At 56.1% G+C, this 16907-nt stretch carries 11 protein-coding genes and 2 tRNA genes; 6 read left to right on the plus strand and 7 right to left on the minus strand.

The features are described from left to right. Positions 1-17 precede the first annotated feature (17 nt). Positions 18-1334, minus strand: coding sequence for a shikimate transporter (gene shiA / locus ACOT1A_RS00345; RefSeq protein ID WP_022648594.1), 1317 nt, complete (start codon positions 1332-1334; stop codon positions 18-20). 256 nt (positions 1335-1590) lie between these two features. Here shiA and pagP point away from each other — a divergent pair, with 256 nt between their 5' ends. After that, entirely contained in the window at positions 1591-2166 is a 576-nt protein-coding gene (gene pagP / locus ACOT1A_RS00350) for a lipid IV(A) palmitoyltransferase PagP (RefSeq protein ID WP_023300518.1), read from the plus strand. On the opposite strand, the gene ACOT1A_RS00355 is transcribed toward pagP, so the two are convergent. The 3 genes from ACOT1A_RS00355 to ACOT1A_RS00365 are packed head-to-tail and all read right to left on the minus strand — an operon-like array spanning position 2163 to position 7272. Further along, complete coding sequence (locus tag ACOT1A_RS00355; protein WP_161956935.1) at positions 2163-3086, minus strand: acyltransferase; 924 nt, start codon at positions 3084-3086, stop codon at positions 2163-2165. The genes pagP and ACOT1A_RS00355 overlap by 4 nt on opposite strands. A gap of 38 nt (positions 3087-3124) precedes the next feature. Further along, positions 3125-6187: an efflux RND transporter permease subunit gene (locus tag ACOT1A_RS00360; protein WP_276169844.1), complete on the minus strand. Its 3063-nt coding sequence runs from the start codon at positions 6185-6187 to the stop codon at positions 3125-3127. Next, positions 6187-7272 (minus strand): efflux RND transporter periplasmic adaptor subunit, encoded by a 1086-nt coding sequence (locus ACOT1A_RS00365; protein ID WP_063147750.1) that lies wholly within the window; start codon positions 7270-7272, stop codon positions 6187-6189. Before ACOT1A_RS00365 ends, ACOT1A_RS00360 begins: the two co-directional genes overlap by 1 nt. Before the next feature lie 472 nt (positions 7273-7744). On the opposite strand from ACOT1A_RS00365, the gene ACOT1A_RS00370 reads away from it, so the two are divergent. From ACOT1A_RS00370 to ldtA, 3 genes are all read left to right on the plus strand, one after another. Continuing rightward, positions 7745-8176, plus strand: coding sequence for a universal stress protein (locus tag ACOT1A_RS00370; protein ID WP_023300514.1), 432 nt, complete (start codon positions 7745-7747; stop codon positions 8174-8176). Positions 8177-8223: 47 nt separating this feature from the next. After that, positions 8224-10917, plus strand: a complete 2694-nt coding sequence (locus ACOT1A_RS00375) for a cation-transporting P-type ATPase (protein WP_276169843.1) — start codon at positions 8224-8226, stop codon at positions 10915-10917. A gap of 62 nt (positions 10918-10979) precedes the next feature. After that, complete coding sequence (ldtA, locus tag ACOT1A_RS00380) at positions 10980-11912, plus strand: L,D-transpeptidase (protein WP_171936611.1); 933 nt, start codon at positions 10980-10982, stop codon at positions 11910-11912. Positions 11913-11994: 82 nt separating this feature from the next. On the opposite strand, the gene ACOT1A_RS00385 is transcribed toward ldtA, so the two are convergent. Beyond that, positions 11995-12070: transfer RNA gene (locus ACOT1A_RS00385), tRNA-Asn, on the minus strand. A 320-nt stretch (positions 12071-12390) separates the two neighbouring features. Between ACOT1A_RS00385 and nac the strand changes: the two genes are divergently transcribed. Both nac and cbl read left to right on the plus strand, forming a co-directional pair. Then, entirely contained in the window at positions 12391-13308 is a 918-nt protein-coding gene (gene nac, locus ACOT1A_RS00390) for a nitrogen assimilation transcriptional regulator NAC (RefSeq protein WP_022648585.1), read from the plus strand. A 96-nt stretch (positions 13309-13404) separates the two neighbouring features. Continuing rightward, positions 13405-14355 carry an HTH-type transcriptional regulator Cbl gene (gene cbl / locus ACOT1A_RS00395; RefSeq protein ID WP_003859532.1) on the plus strand — a complete coding sequence of 317 codons (951 nt, stop codon included), beginning with the start codon at positions 13405-13407 and terminating at the stop codon, positions 14353-14355. 99 nt (positions 14356-14454) lie between these two features. Here the strand turns inward: cbl and ACOT1A_RS00400 are convergent. Then, positions 14455-14530, minus strand: a tRNA-Asn gene (locus ACOT1A_RS00400). A gap of 167 nt (positions 14531-14697) precedes the next feature. After that, positions 14698-16887: a TonB-dependent siderophore receptor gene (locus ACOT1A_RS00405; RefSeq protein ID WP_023300511.1), complete on the minus strand. Its 2190-nt coding sequence runs from the start codon at positions 16885-16887 to the stop codon at positions 14698-14700. Between the last annotated feature and the right edge of the window lie 20 nt (positions 16888-16907).

Consider the following 16907-nt stretch of genomic DNA (forward strand, 5'->3'; position numbering starts at 1 on the left):
AAACAAAAGTGAGGAGATCAGCTGTGCGCGGTTTCCTTCATCAACAGGGCGGTGGCAGCAGAAAGCAGGCAACCTGCCAGCAGATAAATCGCCACGCTATGCCAGTTCCCGCCGGAGAACGTCACCAGCGCGGCGGCGATAAACGGCGTAAACCCGCCGCCGACCACGCTCGCCACCTGATATCCCACGCCCGCGCCGCTGTAGCGGTAGCTTGCGCCAAACAGCTCGGTAAACATCGGCTGCTGCACGCAGACCACCATATCGTGAGCGATGTTCGCGAGCATGATCGCGAAGAAGACAATCCAGAAGACCGACTGGGCCTCCAGCGCCATAAAGAACGGCCAGGCGCTGAGTGTGCCGATAAGCGCCCCGGTGATATACACCCGTCGACGGCCAAAGCGATCCGCCAGCCAGGCGAAGCAGGGGATGGTCAGGCAGCTGATCCCGCCCACCACCAGGCCAATGTTCAGGAACAATTCCCGCGGCAGGCCGAGGTTTTGAGTGGAGTAGTTGAGGGCGAAGGCGGTGACGATATACATCGTCAGCAGTTCGCACAGGCGCAGGGCGATAATTTTCAGAAAAGCGCCAGGGTGCTGCACCAGCGCTTCCATCACCGGCAGCCGTTTTTTCGCGACCGGTTTTTCGCGTTGCTGCTGCTCAAACTCAGCCGACTCTTCCATGCCGTTACGGATCCACAGGGCCACCACGACCAGCACAATGCTGAAGATAAACGGAATACGCCAGCCCCAGCTCAGGAACTGCTCGTCTGTCGTGAGCTGGCTTATGAGCGACACCAGGCCCGTGGAGAGCAGCAGACCCACGCCATAACCTACCTGCACGCCGCTGCTGTAGAACGCTTTCTTGTTCTTCGGCGCGCTTTCCACGGACAGCAGTGCCGCGCCGCCCCATTCGCCGCCGACGGCAAAGCCCTGAATGGCGCGCAGCGTCACCAGCAACACCGGGGCCCACCAGCCAATCGATGCAAAGGAGGGCAAAATACCGATCAGCGCGGTGGCAATGCCCATCATCCACACGGTGAGCATCAGCATGCGCTTACGGCCAAGGCGATCGCCGAAGTGGCCGAAAATTATCCCGCCCAGCGGACGAAACAGAAAACCGACGCCGAAGGTGGCAAACGCAGCAAGCGTGCCCATGGCGGGGCTGATCTGAGGAAAGAATTCACGGTTAAATACCAGCGCAGCGGTAATACCGTAGAGCAGAAAGTCATACCAGTCGACGACGGCGCCTGCGAAGCTACCTAAAGCGGCGCGGCGGGCGCGGTTAAGCGAAGGTGTCTCCTCGTTGCGGCGAGCGGAGATGAGGGTGGAGTCCATAGTTGTCCTGTCTGTACTGATTTTTAATTATTGGTATAAGAAAAGGTCACTCACGTTGCAGCCGTCATATTGACGGAACGTATGAGACTACCGCGACAGACGGCCTGAGAAAACGTTTTTATCTTTCCTGAAAGCGCAGAATCAATAAATTTCATCTTATCGGGTCCCAATATAAATCAGCCTGTTTGGCTCCGGTTAGGGCTGAATGGTTTACAGTAATAATGATCGCTGTGTGACGTAAGCTGAGGGAATAACGATGCAACGCCTCTTTCCTGCACTCTGGGTAGTCCTGTTTTTGGTGGCTTCGCCGCTGCATGCGGAGCCAAAAGTCTACGGCGAACAGCGCATCCACCGCTGGTGGGATGCGGTAACAGACGATATTTCCCAGACATGGGAACAGCCGGATCGTTACGATCTCTACCTGCCGTTTCTGAGCTGGCATGCCCGCTTTATGTATGACAAAGAGAAAACGGATAACTACAACGAAATGCCGTGGGGCGGCGGACTGGGCGTTTCTCGCTACAACGACGAGGGCAACTGGAGCGCACTCTTTGCCATGATGTTTAAAGATTCACATAACGAGTGGCAGCCCGCGATGGGCTACGGCTGGGAAAAGGGCTGGTATCTGGATAACGCAAAAGATTTCCGTCTGGGGCTGGGGGCCGCCGCGGGGATCACCGCGCGCGACGACTTTGCCAACTATGTCCCGCTGCCGTTTATCTTCCCGCTTTTCTCTGCCGGATATAAGCGCGTCACCGTCCAGTTCACCTATATTCCCGGAACCTACAACAACGGCAACGTGCTGTTTGCCTGGCTGCGCCTGGGCTTTTAAAGGGTAATCACTTTTTTGGCCACTGCGTTGGACAGGATCAGCAGCGAAAACAGGACGGACGTAACAAAGGTGAGCACAATCAGAGCAAGTTTGGTGCTCAGGGACGTTACCGGAATGAGCGCCGTCAGCAGGTGAAACACCGAGTAGTGCATGATATAGACCCCGGTCATCGTTTTGCTAATGGCGGCCAGCACGGACTCTTTAAACTCCGCATTGCGGCGAAAACGTACGCCGTTGGCCGCAATCACCAGGGCAATAATCAGGATGTAGATTTGCGATCCGGTGAGGATAAAGGCGTTTCTGTCCGCTTTAAATAGCGCAAAAAAGAAATGCCGTTCGTAAAACCACGTGAAGAGATAGATAAACGGTATGGCAATCACCGCTGCCCTGACCACATTTTTGCGGCCGATCCACGCCGCAATCTGCGGATCGCAAAAGAGCTGCCCCGTCAGATAAAACAGCAGCCACGTCCACAGGCGATACTGCGGCGACAATGAAAGCACGTGGACATCAGGATAGAGGGCTGACAGCAAATCGTACCCGTATGAGAAAAGCAGCAGGGTGGCAATCACCCCGCAAAACAGCGTTCGCCGCTGGCTGAGCCACTCCACCGCCGGATGAAAAGTGTAAATCACGACAAACGCGAACACGAACCAGGGCTGGATCAGATATCCGCGCTGATAGGGCTCCCACAGGTAGTAAATGGTTACCCAGAACAGAAAGACGATCACCAGGCTTTTGATCTTATCCAGCTGCCAGCGCGTGCCGTGTCGGGATTGCCCATCCAGATACCCTGCAACCACAAAAAACAACGGCGTGGCGATGGTCGAAATGAAGGTTAAAAAACCGAGGATCCAGTGATAGTCATAATCGTAATGGTCCCAGGTGTTGTAGATGGTGAAGAAGGTGACCGCCGTCATACAGCCCAGCGTCTTGATGATGTTCAGCCCTGTCGCATTCATTGTTGTTCAGCTTCGTCCTTACGATGAAAACACGCGTAAATTACGGGGAGTACCAGCAGCGTCAGGATTGTAGCAAACCCAAGCCCAAACATAATCACAACGGCCATGCTCTGGAAGAACACATCCAGCAGCAGGGGGGCGAGGCCAAGCACGGTCGTAAAGGCGGTGAGCAGGATGGGACGCAGGCGCGACGTGGCGGCGTAAACGATCGCACTGTGCTGATCCTGCTGCGCTTTCTGCTGCTCTATCTCTTCCACCAGCACAATGCCGTTGCGGATCAGCATCCCGCTCAGGCTCAGCAGGCCAATCAGTGCCATAAAGCCAAAGGGGATCCCGGTAAGTAAAAAACCGGGCGTAACGCCGATCAGCGCCAGCGGCACGGTCAGCCAGATAGCGACGGCGTTTTTCACCGAACTGAACATCAGCACCGTGATCACAAACATCACCAGATACCCGAGCGGCAGCGTGGTAAATAGCCCCTGCTGCGCTTCGCTGGAGTTCTCCGCGTCCCCGCCCCATTCGATGCTGTAGCCGTGGGGCAGAGGCAGGGCATCTATTTGCGGCTTCACGCGGGCGAGAATATCGCCGGACGTTTGCTGGCTTAGCGGGTCAGGGTCGGTCTGCACGGTCAGCACGCGCGAGCGGTCGCGACGCAGGATCAGCGGATCTTCCCACTCCAGCGCGAAGCCGCTGACGACGTTGCTCAGCGGAATATACTGCTGACGGGTCTGGCTCCATACCAGGACGTTATTCAGGTGATTGGCGTCCAGCCGTTCACTTTCCGGCGGGCGCACCACCACGGGTAACAGGTCGCTTCCTTCTCTGTACAGTCCCGCCCGGCTGCCGGAGAAATTCATCTCCAGGGCGTTATCGACGTCTTGCTTATCCACGCCAAGCTCACGTCCCAGCGCGGTGACGTACTGCGGGCGGATCACTTTGCTGCGGTTTTGCCAGTCGTTCCTGACGCTGTCCGTCGCCGGATCGCGCGTAAGAATACTGTCTACCTGGCTGGCGATCAGACGCAGCCTGTCCGGATCGGGGCCCTTAATACGTATTTCAATGGCGCTGTCACCGGAGGGGCCAAACATCACCCGTTTCGTGCTGGCATTAACCTGCGGGTAGTTCCGTGCGATGTACTCATCAACGTGGCGGGTCAGGGCGGGGATGTTACGCTGGTCGTCCATTCTCACCATGATTTGTGCATAGTTGCTGTACTGCCGCTGTCCGCTGTAGGTCAAAATAAATCGCATACTTCCCTGACCAATCGTCGAGACCGTAGTTTCCACGCCAGGCTGACCGTTAATGGTTTTCTCGATATCACCGGTCATCTTCTCGGTCCAGTTAATGTCGGTCCCGTAAGGAAGCCAGAGGTCGACAAAGAAAATTGGCGTACTGGATGAGGGGAAGAAGTTCTGCCGCACCGAGCCAAAGCCCCAGATGGCGGCAGCCAGCAGTGCGGCCATCACCATCAGCGTTGGCGCTTTACGCCGTAACAGCGCGTTGAGCACCGCCTGATAGATCCGATAGATGCGTTTGTCGTAGGGATCCGTTTTGTCGGCGTCTGGCGGTGCAGCGTCATGTTCAAACAGCCACCATTTAATCAGCACCGGCGTAATGGTGAGGGCTGAGAACCAGCTCAGCATCAGTGAAATCAACAGCACCTGAAACAGCGACTTACAGTATTCGCCAGTGGAATCCTGCGACAGCCCGACGGGCGCAAAAGCCAGGATGGCGATGACCGTCGCACCCAGCAGCGGCAGCGCAGAGCGGCGAATTATAGCGTTAATGGCGTTAAGCAGGGGCGAGCCCTGCTGCCGGGCTATCAGTACCCCTTCGACAACCACGATGGCGTTATCGACCAGCATACTGAGGGCGATGATCAGCGCCCCCAGTGAAATACGCTGTAGTTCTATGCCCCAGAGATACATGATCAGCAGCGTGCCCAGCACGTTGAGCGCGAGGGAAAAGGCGATAATGAGCCCGCTGCGTAAGCCCATAAAGATCAGCAACACACCGACGACAATCGCCAGCGCCATCAGGAAATTAATGATAAATCCGTTGACGGAATGCCCGACCTCCGCCGCCTGATCGTAAAACAGGTCGATATGGATACCTGCCGGTTTCTCGGCTGACATCTGCTCAAGCTTCGCCTCCAGGGCATGTCCCACGTCGATCACGTTAACGCCGGGGATAAAGGAGACGCCCATGGTGACGGCTTTTCTGCCGTTGGCATGGTAGATGCTGGCAGGGGACGCATCCAGCCCACGTGACAGGGTGGCAATATCCCGTAAGCGGGTAGCCGCCCCAACGCCGGGCGGGGTCACTATGAGATCGGCTAGCTCGTCAATACTTTCGAATTCTCCGGTAGGATGCAGACGAATTGACTCAGTACCGGAGGGGATCTCTCCCGCGCTGGAAACCACGTTCAGCCTGCTGAGCTGGGCAGAAAGCTGGTTAAGCGTAATCCCGCGCGCGGCCATTTTGCTCAGAGAAATGTCCACGTTAATCTGCTGGGTGAGGGCTCCGCCGATGGCCACTTTGCCCACGCCCGGCACGAGGACCAACTCCCGGCGCAGCTGCTCGGCATACCGCACCAATTCCGGATTGCTGAATTCATCGCCGGAAATGGCAAAGAAAAAGCCGAACACATCGCCAAAATCGTCATTCACAAACGGGGTCACTACCCCCGGTGGAAACTGTCGGGCGGCATCTCCCACCCGGCGACGCAGTTCATCCCAGATTTGCGGCAGCGCATTTGAGTGGTAGCGCGAGGCTATATTGACCGTGATCTGCGACAGGCCGCTGGAGGAGATGGAGCTGACGTTATCCAGGTAAGGTAACTGCTGAAGCGCGTTTTCCAGCGGCAGGGTGACCTCTTCCTCAACCTGCTGCGCCGACGCGCCCGGATAATGAGTGATTACCACCGCCGTTTTGATGGTAAACGCCGGATCTTCCAGTCTGCCGATGTTCAACAGGGCAATAATGCCACCTACGCCCAGCAGCAGAATAGTCAGCCAGACGCGAACCGGGTTGCTGATAAACTGACGAGAGATATCCATTACAGTCCCCGTTCACGCGTCCAGATACGTACCGGCTGGTTGGGATGTAACTCCCCAACGCCTGCGGCCACCACGCGTTCACCGGCCTTAAGCCCACCGACGATGACGACCCCCTCAGCGCTGACTTGCCCGACGCTGACCTTACGATCTTCCAGGTGCAACGTATCGCCTTCGCCCGTCACCACCCAGACGTGTGGCTCATTGCGCGGGCGGTTATCCGGGTTAAAGACCGCTTCAACCGGCACCACCAGCGCCTCATTGCCCACGCCCGCCGGTAGGTTGGTTAAATTGATGGTGACCGTTCCGCTGACGCCGCCCACGACGGGAAAATCATCCGGGCGGGGCATGGTTAAAATCACCTGCCAGGTCAATGTGTTGCTGTCGCTACTGCCTGAGTGCTCTTTGTACACAGCGGTAAACTCGCGACCGGGCAGGGCGTTGATCCTCACTACCGGTTTGTACTGCGCATTGCGGATATCGAAGGTGTTAAACAGGTTCTCTGGAAGGCTGAACACCACGTCCAGCAGGTCGGTACGGGTCAGGGTGACGACGGGCTGGCCGGCTGAGACGACCTGATGATTTCGCACATGTACGCTGGCCGCTGTCCCGCTAAAGGGGGCGACGAGCGTCATCTGGCTTAATTCCTCGCGAGCAATCTGTAGCGCGGCGTTTGCAGAATCGCGGTTTGCGCGCTGGACATCCATCTCGGCCTTCGACACGGCCTGGCGTCCTGCCAGGGTCTGGAAGCGGTCGAATTGCCGCTGAGCCAGGGTCGCCGCCGTTTGCCTGTCGTTCAGACGCTGCCGGGCTTCGCGATCGTTAAGACTGGCGAGCCGTTGTCCCTGTTTGACAACGGCACCCTGGCGAATGTCCAGGGTCTCAATCTGCCCGGCACGTTTGAACGCGAGATCGGTGGCGTCGCCGGATTCGATACGCGCGGGAAATACGCGCTGCTGCGCGTTGCCGGCCTTCACCACCTCTGCGACTTTTACCATTTTTGGCAGGGGCGCGGCGCGGTCGGGTTTGGGGTCGCACGCCGTCAGCAGCAATAAAACAGCAGGCAGAAGAGAGAGGTAGCGCTTCACAGTATTCCCCTGATAATAATTGTTTTATTTATTTCGTCATCAATGCTGGGGTGGCACTATTCCGCCAGGGCCGAGACGACCACATAGGTAAATAAACCGATTGCTGTGCTGGCGATAATGGCAAGCGCAATAAACAAACCAAGGCGAATCAGGCTTAAACCGTACATGCATTCCTCCATGAGGTTGAAGGTGGCGCGGGATAATGAGAATGAACGTGTTGCATGTCTGACTATGAGCATAGTCGGTGAATAAATAAATGTTAAATAACCATTATTAGTGGCGTGACATACTCAGGCGAAACAAGCGATACGATAGCGTATCCCCTTTGAATAACATCCTGATATTCCTGTGCTACGTTTAATAGCATCCATTCCTTTTTTCCGTAAAAGGCATTCACGCCTGTACCCATGGGTTTGATGCGATCTCTCCTGATTCACTCACTGTTGTGTTGGTTATAAAAAGGATGCTTGATATGTATAAAACGATTCTGGTGCCGGTGGATGTATACGAAACAGCGTTGTCTGATAAAGCGCTACAGCATGCCCAATTCCTGGCGCAAAGCGCATCGGGTAATGTCCATCTGCTGTACGTTATGCCAAAGTTCTCGGCGGAACTGACCCGCGGTTTTATTGCAGACGCGAGAAAGATGGATGAATATATGATTAATAATGCTAAAGAAAAACTGGCCGCGCTGGTAAAAAAAATCAGCCTGCCGGAAGCAAATGTCCATCTACATGTTCGCAGCGGGAATATACGTGATGAGGTAATCAAACTGGCGGATGAACTTAACGTCGGCGCGATTATTGTGGGGTCGCGCAATCCCAATATTCAAACCCATTTATTAGGGTCAGAGGCGGCGAGTATCGTTCGTTATGCACATGTTCCTGTTTTCGTTATTCGTTAATGACATGAAAGCAAGGTGATTTCTGAAAAGAACCCGAGGAAGGAACGATGATAACAGAAAAGCCTCACCATCCGTATTATCAACAGACCGTTGATGAAACCCTGACAAATATCCAATCCAGCCTGGACGGACTTACCAGTGCAGAAGCCACCGCCAGACTGGAAAAATACGGTGAAAATGCCTTACCGCAAAAACCGGGTAAACCTGGCTGGCTGCGCTTTCTGGCCCATTTCAACGATGTCCTTATTTACGTCCTTCTGGCGGCGGCGCTGCTGAAGCTGATAATGGGACACTGGGTGGATATGTTTGTCATTCTTGGGGTGGCCATCATCAACGCCCTGATTGGACATATTCAGGAGAGCAATGCGGAGAAATCGCTGCAAAGCATTCGTAATATGCTCTCCAGCGAGGCTGTGGTCATCCGGCAGGGCAACCATGAAACTATCCCGACGACAGCGCTGGTGCCGGGAGATATCGTGGTGATACGCGCCGGGGATCGCATTCCTGCCGACCTTCGCGTAATAGAGGCGCACAACCTGCGGGTGGAAGAAGCTATTCTTACCGGCGAATCCACGGTAGTGGAGAAAAGCAGCGATGCGCTCCACGGGGAGTTGCCGTTAGGCGACCGTTACAACCTGCTTTATTCTGGCACCACCGTCAGCTCCGGCGGGGGAAAAGGGCTGGTGGTGGCGACCGGGGGGGAGACCGAACTCGGCCATATCAACCAGATGATGTCGGACATTGAAAAACACCGTACCCCGCTGATGGTGCAAATGGACAAGCTCGGCAAGACCATTTTTATCACCATTCTGGTGATGATGCTGGCGCTGTTCGTTTTCAGTCTTATCTTCCGTGATATGCCCGTATCAGAGCTGGTGCTGTCGCTGATTAGCCTTGCGGTGGCGGCGGTGCCGGAAGGTTTACCGGCCATTATCTCTATCATCCTCTCGCTGGGCGTGCAGGCGATGGCGCGTCGCAAGGCGATTACTCGCAAGCTGCCTACCGTGGAAACGCTGGGGGCGATGACGGTGATCTGCTCGGATAAAACCGGCACCCTGACCATGAATGAGATGACGGTAAAAGCGGTGATTACCGCGGACACCACCTACCGCGTGGAGGGAGACAGCTACGAGCCGGTGGGCAATATTCACCCTGTTGACGATCCAACACCGGTAACCGTGACCCAGGGGTCTGTGCTGGAGCGCTATCTGCGCACCGTCGATCTCTGTAATGACAGCCAGCTGATCAAAGATGAGCAGGGGCTGTGGAAAATCACCGGCGGGCCTACCGAAGGCGCGCTGAAGGTGCTGGCGGCAAAAATCCCGCTTCCGCCAATTGACGCCGAATTGCGCAGTAAAATCCCATTCGATTCGCAATATAAATACATGTCCACCCTTTATCGCCTGGGCGACGAAGAGGTGATGTTAATCACCGGCGCGCCGGACGTCCTTTTCCGTCTTTGCCAGCACCAGCAGACTCAAAACGGGCTGGAGCCGTTCAACCTGCACTATTGGGAAGAGAAGATTGAAGAGTATGCGCGCGAAGGATTGCGCATGGTGGCTGCGGCCTGGAAACCGGCCGCCAGCGGGCAGCGCGAGCTGACGCATGCGGATCTGCAAGAGGGGGTCATACTGCTCGGCATTGCGGGCATGATGGATCCCCCGCGCCCGGAAGCCATTTCGGCCATTGCCGACTGCTTGCAGGCGGGCATTCGCGTGAAAATGATTACCGGGGATCATCCACAAACGGCGATGAGCATTGGTCAGATGCTGGGTATTGGCAACGCGGCGAGCGCCATTACCGGGCGCGAACTGGAGGCGATGGACGACCACCAGCTGAGCGAGGCGGCGCAAAAATACGATATCTTTGCCCGAACCAGCCCGGAAGATAAATTCCGTCTGGTGCAGGCGCTGCAAAGTAAGCAGGAAGTGGTCGGGATGACCGGGGACGGCGTGAACGATGCGCCTGCGTTGAAGCGGGCGGATGTCGGCATCGCGATGGGGATCAAAGGTACTGAAGTCACCAAAGAAGCCGCCGATATGGTGTTAACGGATGATAACTTTGCCACCATTGCCCGGGCGGTCCATGAAGGGCGTCGGGTCTACGACAACCTGAAAAAGACCATTCTGTTCGTTATCCCGAGCAACATCGCCCAGGCCCTGCTGATCATTATTGCCCTGCTGGCGGGGAACCTTATCCCGTTAACACCGGTACTGATCCTGTGGATGAACATGGCAACCTCGGCAACGCTGTCGTTTGGTCTGGCGTTTGAAGCGGGTGAGAAGGACATCATGAACCGGCCGCCGCGTAAGTCTAACCTGCACGTGATGGACGGTTACGCCATCTGGCGTGTGGTGTTTGTCGGCCTGATGATTGCCATCAGCGCCTTTGTGCTGGAGGCCTGGCTGCAACCGCGCGGTTACTCGGCGGAGTTCATCCGCACCGTGTTGCTGCAAACGCTGGTCACTGCCCAGTGGTTTTACATGCTCAACTGCCGCGTCACCGATGGCTTCTCCCTGAGTAAAGGTCTGCTGGCTAACAAGGGCATATGGATCGTGAGCGGCGTACTTCTGGCCCTTCAGCTTCTGATCGTCTATGCGCCATTTATGCAGATGTTGTTCGGTACCGAAGCGCTGCCGTTCCGCTACTGGATCATTACCTTCCTGATCGGGTTCGCAATGTTCATGATTGTGGAAGCGGAAAAAGTCCTTACCCGGAGATGGCGCACGACGAAAGGTTAACTGAATGAGTAGGCTAAGCCTGCCCACCGGCAGGCTTTCTCTTTGACCGAGTACAGAACACTATGATTCGATTTGCCGCGTTTGTTTTTACGCTTTGTATACTGGTTCCCGCTGCATCTGCTGTAACCTACCCACTCCCACCCGAGGGGAGCCGCCTGGTGGGAGCGCCGATAACTGTCACCGTACCTGAAGGCAATACCCTGCCGCTCGAAGCGTTTGCAGCGCAGCACGGGCAAGGGTTAAGCAATATGCTGGAAGCTAACCCGGGGGTAGATCCGTTTTTACCACGTGCCGGTACAGCGCTGGTGGTGCCGCAGCAGCTTATTCTGCCGCTAACCGTGCGTGAAGGGATTGTGGTGAACGTCGCGGAAATGCGTCTTTACTATTATCCACCCGGCAGCAACACGGTTGAGGTGCTGCCTATTGGCATCGGTCAGGCCGGGCGCGAAACGCCGCGTAACTGGGTAACCGCCATTGAACGCAAGCAGGAAGGCCCAACCTGGTCACCCACACCAAACACGCGACGCGCTTACGCGAAAGAGGGGAAAACGTTGCCCGCGTTCGTGCCCGCCGGGCCGGATAACCCGATGGGGCTGTATGCCCTTTATATCGGCAGGCTGTACGCGATCCACGGTACCAACTCAAATTTCGGCATTGGCCTGCGCGTCAGCCAGGGCTGCATTCGCCTGCGTAATAACGATATCAAATACCTGTTCGATAACGTTTCGGTGGGGACGCGGGTACAGCTTATTGATCAGCCCGTAAAAATGACCACCGAGCCGGATGGTAGCCGCTGGGTAGAGGTTCACGAGCCGCTTTCACGCAATCGCGCGGAATTTGAATCAACCCGAAAAGTGCCGCTGCCCATTTCGGCCGCGCAAAGGACGCAGCTGATAAGTGAAGGGGCGGGCGCTGAGCTGGAACGGCGGTCGGGGATGCCGGTGAGGCTTGCAATGCCCGGTGGCGTTGCGCTTACCGGGCCTACAGGACCGTAGGTCGGATAAGCGGAGCGCCACCCGACAAACTTACCAAACGCAGAAAAGCAAAAAGCCTGCTTAAAAGCAGGCTTTTCAAATTTGGCTCCTCTGACTGGACTCGAACCAGTGACATACGGATTAACAGTCCGCCGTTCTACCGACTGAACTACAGAGGAATCGTGTGAACGGGGCGCATATTATCGACCTGCGTACGCCTTGTCAAAGGATGGATCGCCGACTTTAGACTGTTTGCTGACAAAAACAGCAAACTGACGTTTTTGCCAACGGAATGCACCATTATTGTGCAGATATACCCCGAATGGGGCAGATCGGAATCCGTTGTCACTGTCTGAAAACAGGCACCAGCGATTGGCTTTCCTTATTTTCAGCCGCTTAGCAAACATATTTATTCGCTGCCAAAACCTGGCATCCATATTGCAAAACCTGTTTAACAACACAGCCGTTACCGGCACGCTATTTTCGAACAGGGGGCAACATGAACTTAAGACGACTGAAATACTTCGTAAAAATCGTCGATATCGGCAGCCTGACCCAGGCGGCTGAAGTGCTGCATATCGCGCAGCCTGCGCTGAGCCAGCAGGTCGCGACTCTGGAAGGCGAAATGGACCAGCAACTGTTGATCCGCACCAAGCGCGGCGTAACGCCTACCGAAGCGGGAAAAATTTTATATACCCATGCCCGTACGATCCTGCGTCAGTGCGAACAGGCGCAACTGGCCGTGCACAACGTAGGTCAGACCCTGAGCGGGAATGTCTCCATCGGCCTGGCGCCGGGAACGGCCGCATCGTCGGTAACCATGCCGCTGCTTCAGGCGGTGCGCGCGGAGCTACCGGAAGTGCTGGTTTATCTGCATGAGAACAGTGGTTCCGTGCTCAATGACAAACTGCTCAACGGTCAGCTGGATATGGCGGTGCTGTACGATCGCTCACCGGTTGCCGGGATCACCAGCCAGCCGCTGCTGAAGGAAGATCTTTATCTGGTCGGGACCCGTGATTGCCCCGGCCAGAGCATTGATTTAACCGCCGTGGCAGAGATGAACCTGTTCCTGCCGCGCGACTACAGCGCCGTGCGCGTTCGCGTTGACGAAGCGTTCTCGCTGCGCCGTCTGACGGCGAAGATTATCGGTGAGATTGATTCCATCTCCACGCTGACTGCCGCCATTGCCAGCGGCATGGGGGTAACGGTACTGCCCGAGTCTGCCGCACGTTCACTGTGCAGCGCGGCGAATGGCTGGATGGCCCGCATCACCACGCCATCCATGAGCTTACCGCTGTCGTTGAATATGTCCGCGCGCGGCTCCCTGTCACCGCAGGCGCAGGCGGTGAAAGAGATCCTGATGTCTCTGGTCAGTAAGCCGTCGCTGGAAAATCGCGAGCTGCAACTGGTCAGCTGATATTCCAAATAAGCATAAGATGCTGGTTTTTATTATTTGTTCTCCAGCCCGGCTGACTCTAACAATAGCCTTATGTCAGATGCGCCGGAGTGAATCGTGAATTTCCAGCAACTTAAAATTATTCGTGAGGCGGCCAGGCGGGATTACAACCTGACCGAGGTCGCCAACATGCTTTACACCTCCCAGTCAGGCGTCAGCCGACATATCCGCGAGCTTGAGGAGGAGTTAGGCATTGAGATTTTTATCCGTCGCGGCAAGCGCCTGCTGGGCATGACGGAGCCAGGCAAGGCATTGCTGACCATCGCTGAGCGCATTCTCAACGAGGCCAGCAACGTTCGTCGGCTGGCAGATCTCTTTACCAACGACGCTTCAGGTGTGCTGACAATCGCCACCACCCATACGCAGGCGCGCTACAGTCTTCCGACCGTTATCAAAGCATTTCGTGAGATCTTCCCGGACGTACGTCTGGAACTGATCCAGGGCACGCCGCAGGAAATCGAAGTGCTGCTGCATAACGGTGGGGCAGATATTGGTATCGCCAGTGAACGGCTGAGCAACGACCCGCTGCTGGTGGCGTTCCCGTGGTTCCGCTGGCATCACAGCCTGCTGTTACCCGCCGATCACCCGCTGAATCAGGTTTCGCCCTTGACGCTGGAAGAGATCGTCAAATGGCCGCTGATTACCTACCGGCAGGGCATTACCGGACGCTCGCGCATTGATGAAGCGTTCAAGCGTAAAGGGCTCACACCGGACGTGGTGCTGAGCGCGCAGGATTCCGACGTGATCAAAACCTACGTCGAGTTAGGGCTGGGGATTGGCCTGGTGGCCGAGCAGTCTGGCGGAGAATATGAAGCCGGAAATCTGGTGCGCCTGGATACGCGTCACCTGTTCGATGCGAATACCGTCTGGCTGGGGCTAAAGCGCGGGCAGCTTCAGCGCAACTACGTGTGGCGATTTATCGAGTTGTGCAATGCAGGGCTGTCCGTGGATGAGATCAAACGCCAGGTGATGGAACCGGAAGAAGTGGCGATTGATTATCAGATTTAGTCGCTAATCAGTAGGCCGGGTAAGGCGCAGCCGCCACCCGGCAAATTTACCGAACCCACAAAAGCAAAAAGCCTGCTTTAAAAGCAGGCTTTTCAAATTTGGCTCCTCTGACTGGACTCGAACCAGTGACATACGGATTAACAGTCCGCCGTTCTACCGACTGAACTACAGAGGAATCGTGTGAACGAGGCGCATATTATCGACCTGCGTGCGCCTTGTCAAAGGGGAAAACACCGTTTTTGTTCGTTTGCCGACAATTTCAGCAAACCGATGATTTAATAGCAAATTTGCTTTCAAATTGCACAGCAAATCGCGCCGCCCGCAGACAGGCGGCGCGCAGGATCAGAACAGAACGGAGTAGTTCAGACCAAACGTACGTCCACGGCCTTTATAAGTATAAAGACCCGGTGCACCGTAGGTTGGACTATACAGCCCCGGTGCGCGCTGGCCCCAGGCGGTGGTGTAGTCTTTGTCCAGCAGGTTCTCCACGCTGAAGCTGACTTTGCCCACCGGCAGGGCGTAGCTGCCCAGGAAATCAACGGTGTTATAGCCATCGATCTTCTTACCGTCGGCGTCAGACACGTCGAAGGTTTGTGTGCTCTGCACGCGCAGGGCCCAGTCGCCCGGCGCCCAGTTCACCCATGCGCTGGCTTTCGATGGGCTGGCGCTGTCGACTGTCAGCTTCTGCCATTTCCCGTTTTCACGCGTTTCGGACTTGATGGCGTTAAAGTTCGCCCCGGTGCTCCAGTCGCTGTCGGTGAAGAAATAATCCACCTGGCCTTCAATCCCGTAGATACGACGTTTGTCGTCTTCCAGGTTGATGGTCATGTCGCTCTTGTTGATGGTGATGGTTTTATCCGAGAGCGAGTAGTAGGCCGCCACCTGGGTACGCAGGTTATCGCCGGTGAAGCGCCAGCCCAGCTCGTAAGCATTGACCTTAATACCGTCCAGCGTTGAGTCGTTCACGTTCACGCTGTTTTGCAGGCGATAGTGACCATCGACCAGCTGATAGGTGCCGGAGCCGTAGTACTTCGCCAGGTCCGGAATTTCGAAGCCCTGGGAGAAGTTAAACCACAGCTGTTGCTGTTCGGTCAGACGTCCAAGGATCCCGGCGTTAAACAGGAAGTTGTTGTAGTCGGTTTTCCCGCCCGGCACCGCGTCAGCGGAGGTGGCTTTGCCCGTGGCGATTGCCTGCTGCTGGGCGTAACCGACAAAATCGTCCACCTTGTTTTCGGTGTACTGGTAGCGCACGCCGCCGCTCAGGGTGATAGCGTCAATGTCATAGCTGGCTTGCAGGAACGGCGCGAGGTTGGTAATGCTGTATCCCGGGTAACGGCCCACGTTGTAGGCGTTGTCCAGCTCCATGCCGCCGCTCGCCGCTGCTTTGCTTAAGTCGAAGAACTGCTGGTTGGCGTCGAACGTTTCGTGATCGGCATCCACACCCCAGGTGAGGGTCAGGTCATCCATCGGCTTGCTGTTCAGCGTCAGCTTGCCGCCGTAAAAATCGGTTTTCTGCTGGGACGCGCCAATGCTGGTCACCGCGCCTTTGCTCAGCGTCGGGAACGGGTAGTAGGTCAGGCTCTCATCACGGTAGTAAATCTGCGCAACCAGATCCTGCCCCCAGAAGTCGGTGTTCGAGTACTGCAGGTTGATCAGGTGACGCTCTGTGCCCGGGATACGGTCAGAGTCCAGGTTGTCTTTGTTATAGGCTTTGGCATCGCCCGTGACCGCAGCGAAATTCTCTCCGAGGAACAGGCCGTGCTTGCCGTCGGATTCGCTCTTGTAGTACTGGGTGGTTAACTGGAGCTGCTGATGATCGTCGATGTTGATGGTGCCCGTTCCCATCACGTCGATACGGTCGGAATACTGCAAGCCGGTCTGGGTGTTATCGATAATCACCTCGTCGCCGTTGCCGTCATACCAGCCGCCGTAGCGCTGATAGGAGACCGACAGACGTCCAGAGGCATTGTCGTTGCCGCCGCTCACGGCTGCTGAGACGTTCTCATCATGGTCGTTATGGCTGTTAAACCCGCTTTTTGCCCCGGTCTGGAACTCCACTTCGGTCTCCGGCTGGCCTTTTTTGGTGACGATGTTCACCAGACCGCCGGTGCTGCCGCCGCCGTACAGCGAGGTGGCGCCGGAAATGACTTCGATACGGTCAATGTTGAACGGATCGATAGAGTCGAGCTGGCGGCTGTCGCTGCGGGACGAGTTCAGACGTACGCCGTCCACCATTACCATCATGGAGCGACCGCGCAGGTTCATGCCGTAGTTGGTGCGTCCCTGGCTGCTGACGTCCATGCCGGGGATCAGCTGGGCCAGCACCTCTTTAATCTCTTTCCCGCCCTGAACCTGCTGCTCAATTTCCGCCCGCTCTATAACCCAGGTGGTTTGCGCCATCTCTGCCACGCTGCGATGTGCCCGGCTGGCAGAAACCACAATATCTTCTTCCTTTTGTTCTTCCGCCCACGCAGAGGTAGAAAGCATGGCAAGCAAGCACGGATTTAAAACCCAAAGATGAGAACGTTTCATTGTTATGTTGATCCTGAATG

It is taken from the genome of Enterobacter cloacae complex sp. SYL003, assembly GCF_049236925.1.
In the GTDB taxonomy this organism is placed as follows: Bacteria; Pseudomonadota; Gammaproteobacteria; order Enterobacterales; family Enterobacteriaceae; genus Enterobacter; species Enterobacter intestinihominis.

What these genes read in the sequence shown, in the direction of transcription:
- pagP (WP_023300518.1), top strand. Translation starts at nt 1,591, where the DNA reads ATGCAACGCCTCTTTCCTGCACTCTGGGTAGTCCTGTTTTTGGTGGCT.
- ACOT1A_RS00355 (WP_161956935.1), bottom strand. Translation starts at nt 3,086, where the DNA reads ATGACGGCGGTCACCTTCTTCACCATCTACAACACCTGGGACCATTAC.
- ACOT1A_RS00360 (WP_276169844.1), bottom strand. Translation starts at nt 6,187, where the DNA reads ATGGATATCTCTCGTCAGTTTATCAGCAACCCGGTTCGCGTCTGGCTG.
- ACOT1A_RS00370 (WP_023300514.1), top strand. Translation starts at nt 7,745, where the DNA reads ATGTATAAAACGATTCTGGTGCCGGTGGATGTATACGAAACAGCGTTG.
- ldtA (WP_171936611.1), top strand. Translation starts at nt 10,980, where the DNA reads ATGATTCGATTTGCCGCGTTTGTTTTTACGCTTTGTATACTGGTTCCC.
- ACOT1A_RS00375 (WP_276169843.1), top strand. Translation starts at nt 8,224, where the DNA reads ATGATAACAGAAAAGCCTCACCATCCGTATTATCAACAGACCGTTGAT.
- shiA (WP_022648594.1), bottom strand. Translation starts at nt 1,334, where the DNA reads ATGGACTCCACCCTCATCTCCGCTCGCCGCAACGAGGAGACACCTTCG.
- nac (WP_022648585.1), top strand. Translation starts at nt 12,391, where the DNA reads ATGAACTTAAGACGACTGAAATACTTCGTAAAAATCGTCGATATCGGC.
- ACOT1A_RS00405 (WP_023300511.1), bottom strand. Translation starts at nt 16,887, where the DNA reads ATGAAACGTTCTCATCTTTGGGTTTTAAATCCGTGCTTGCTTGCCATG.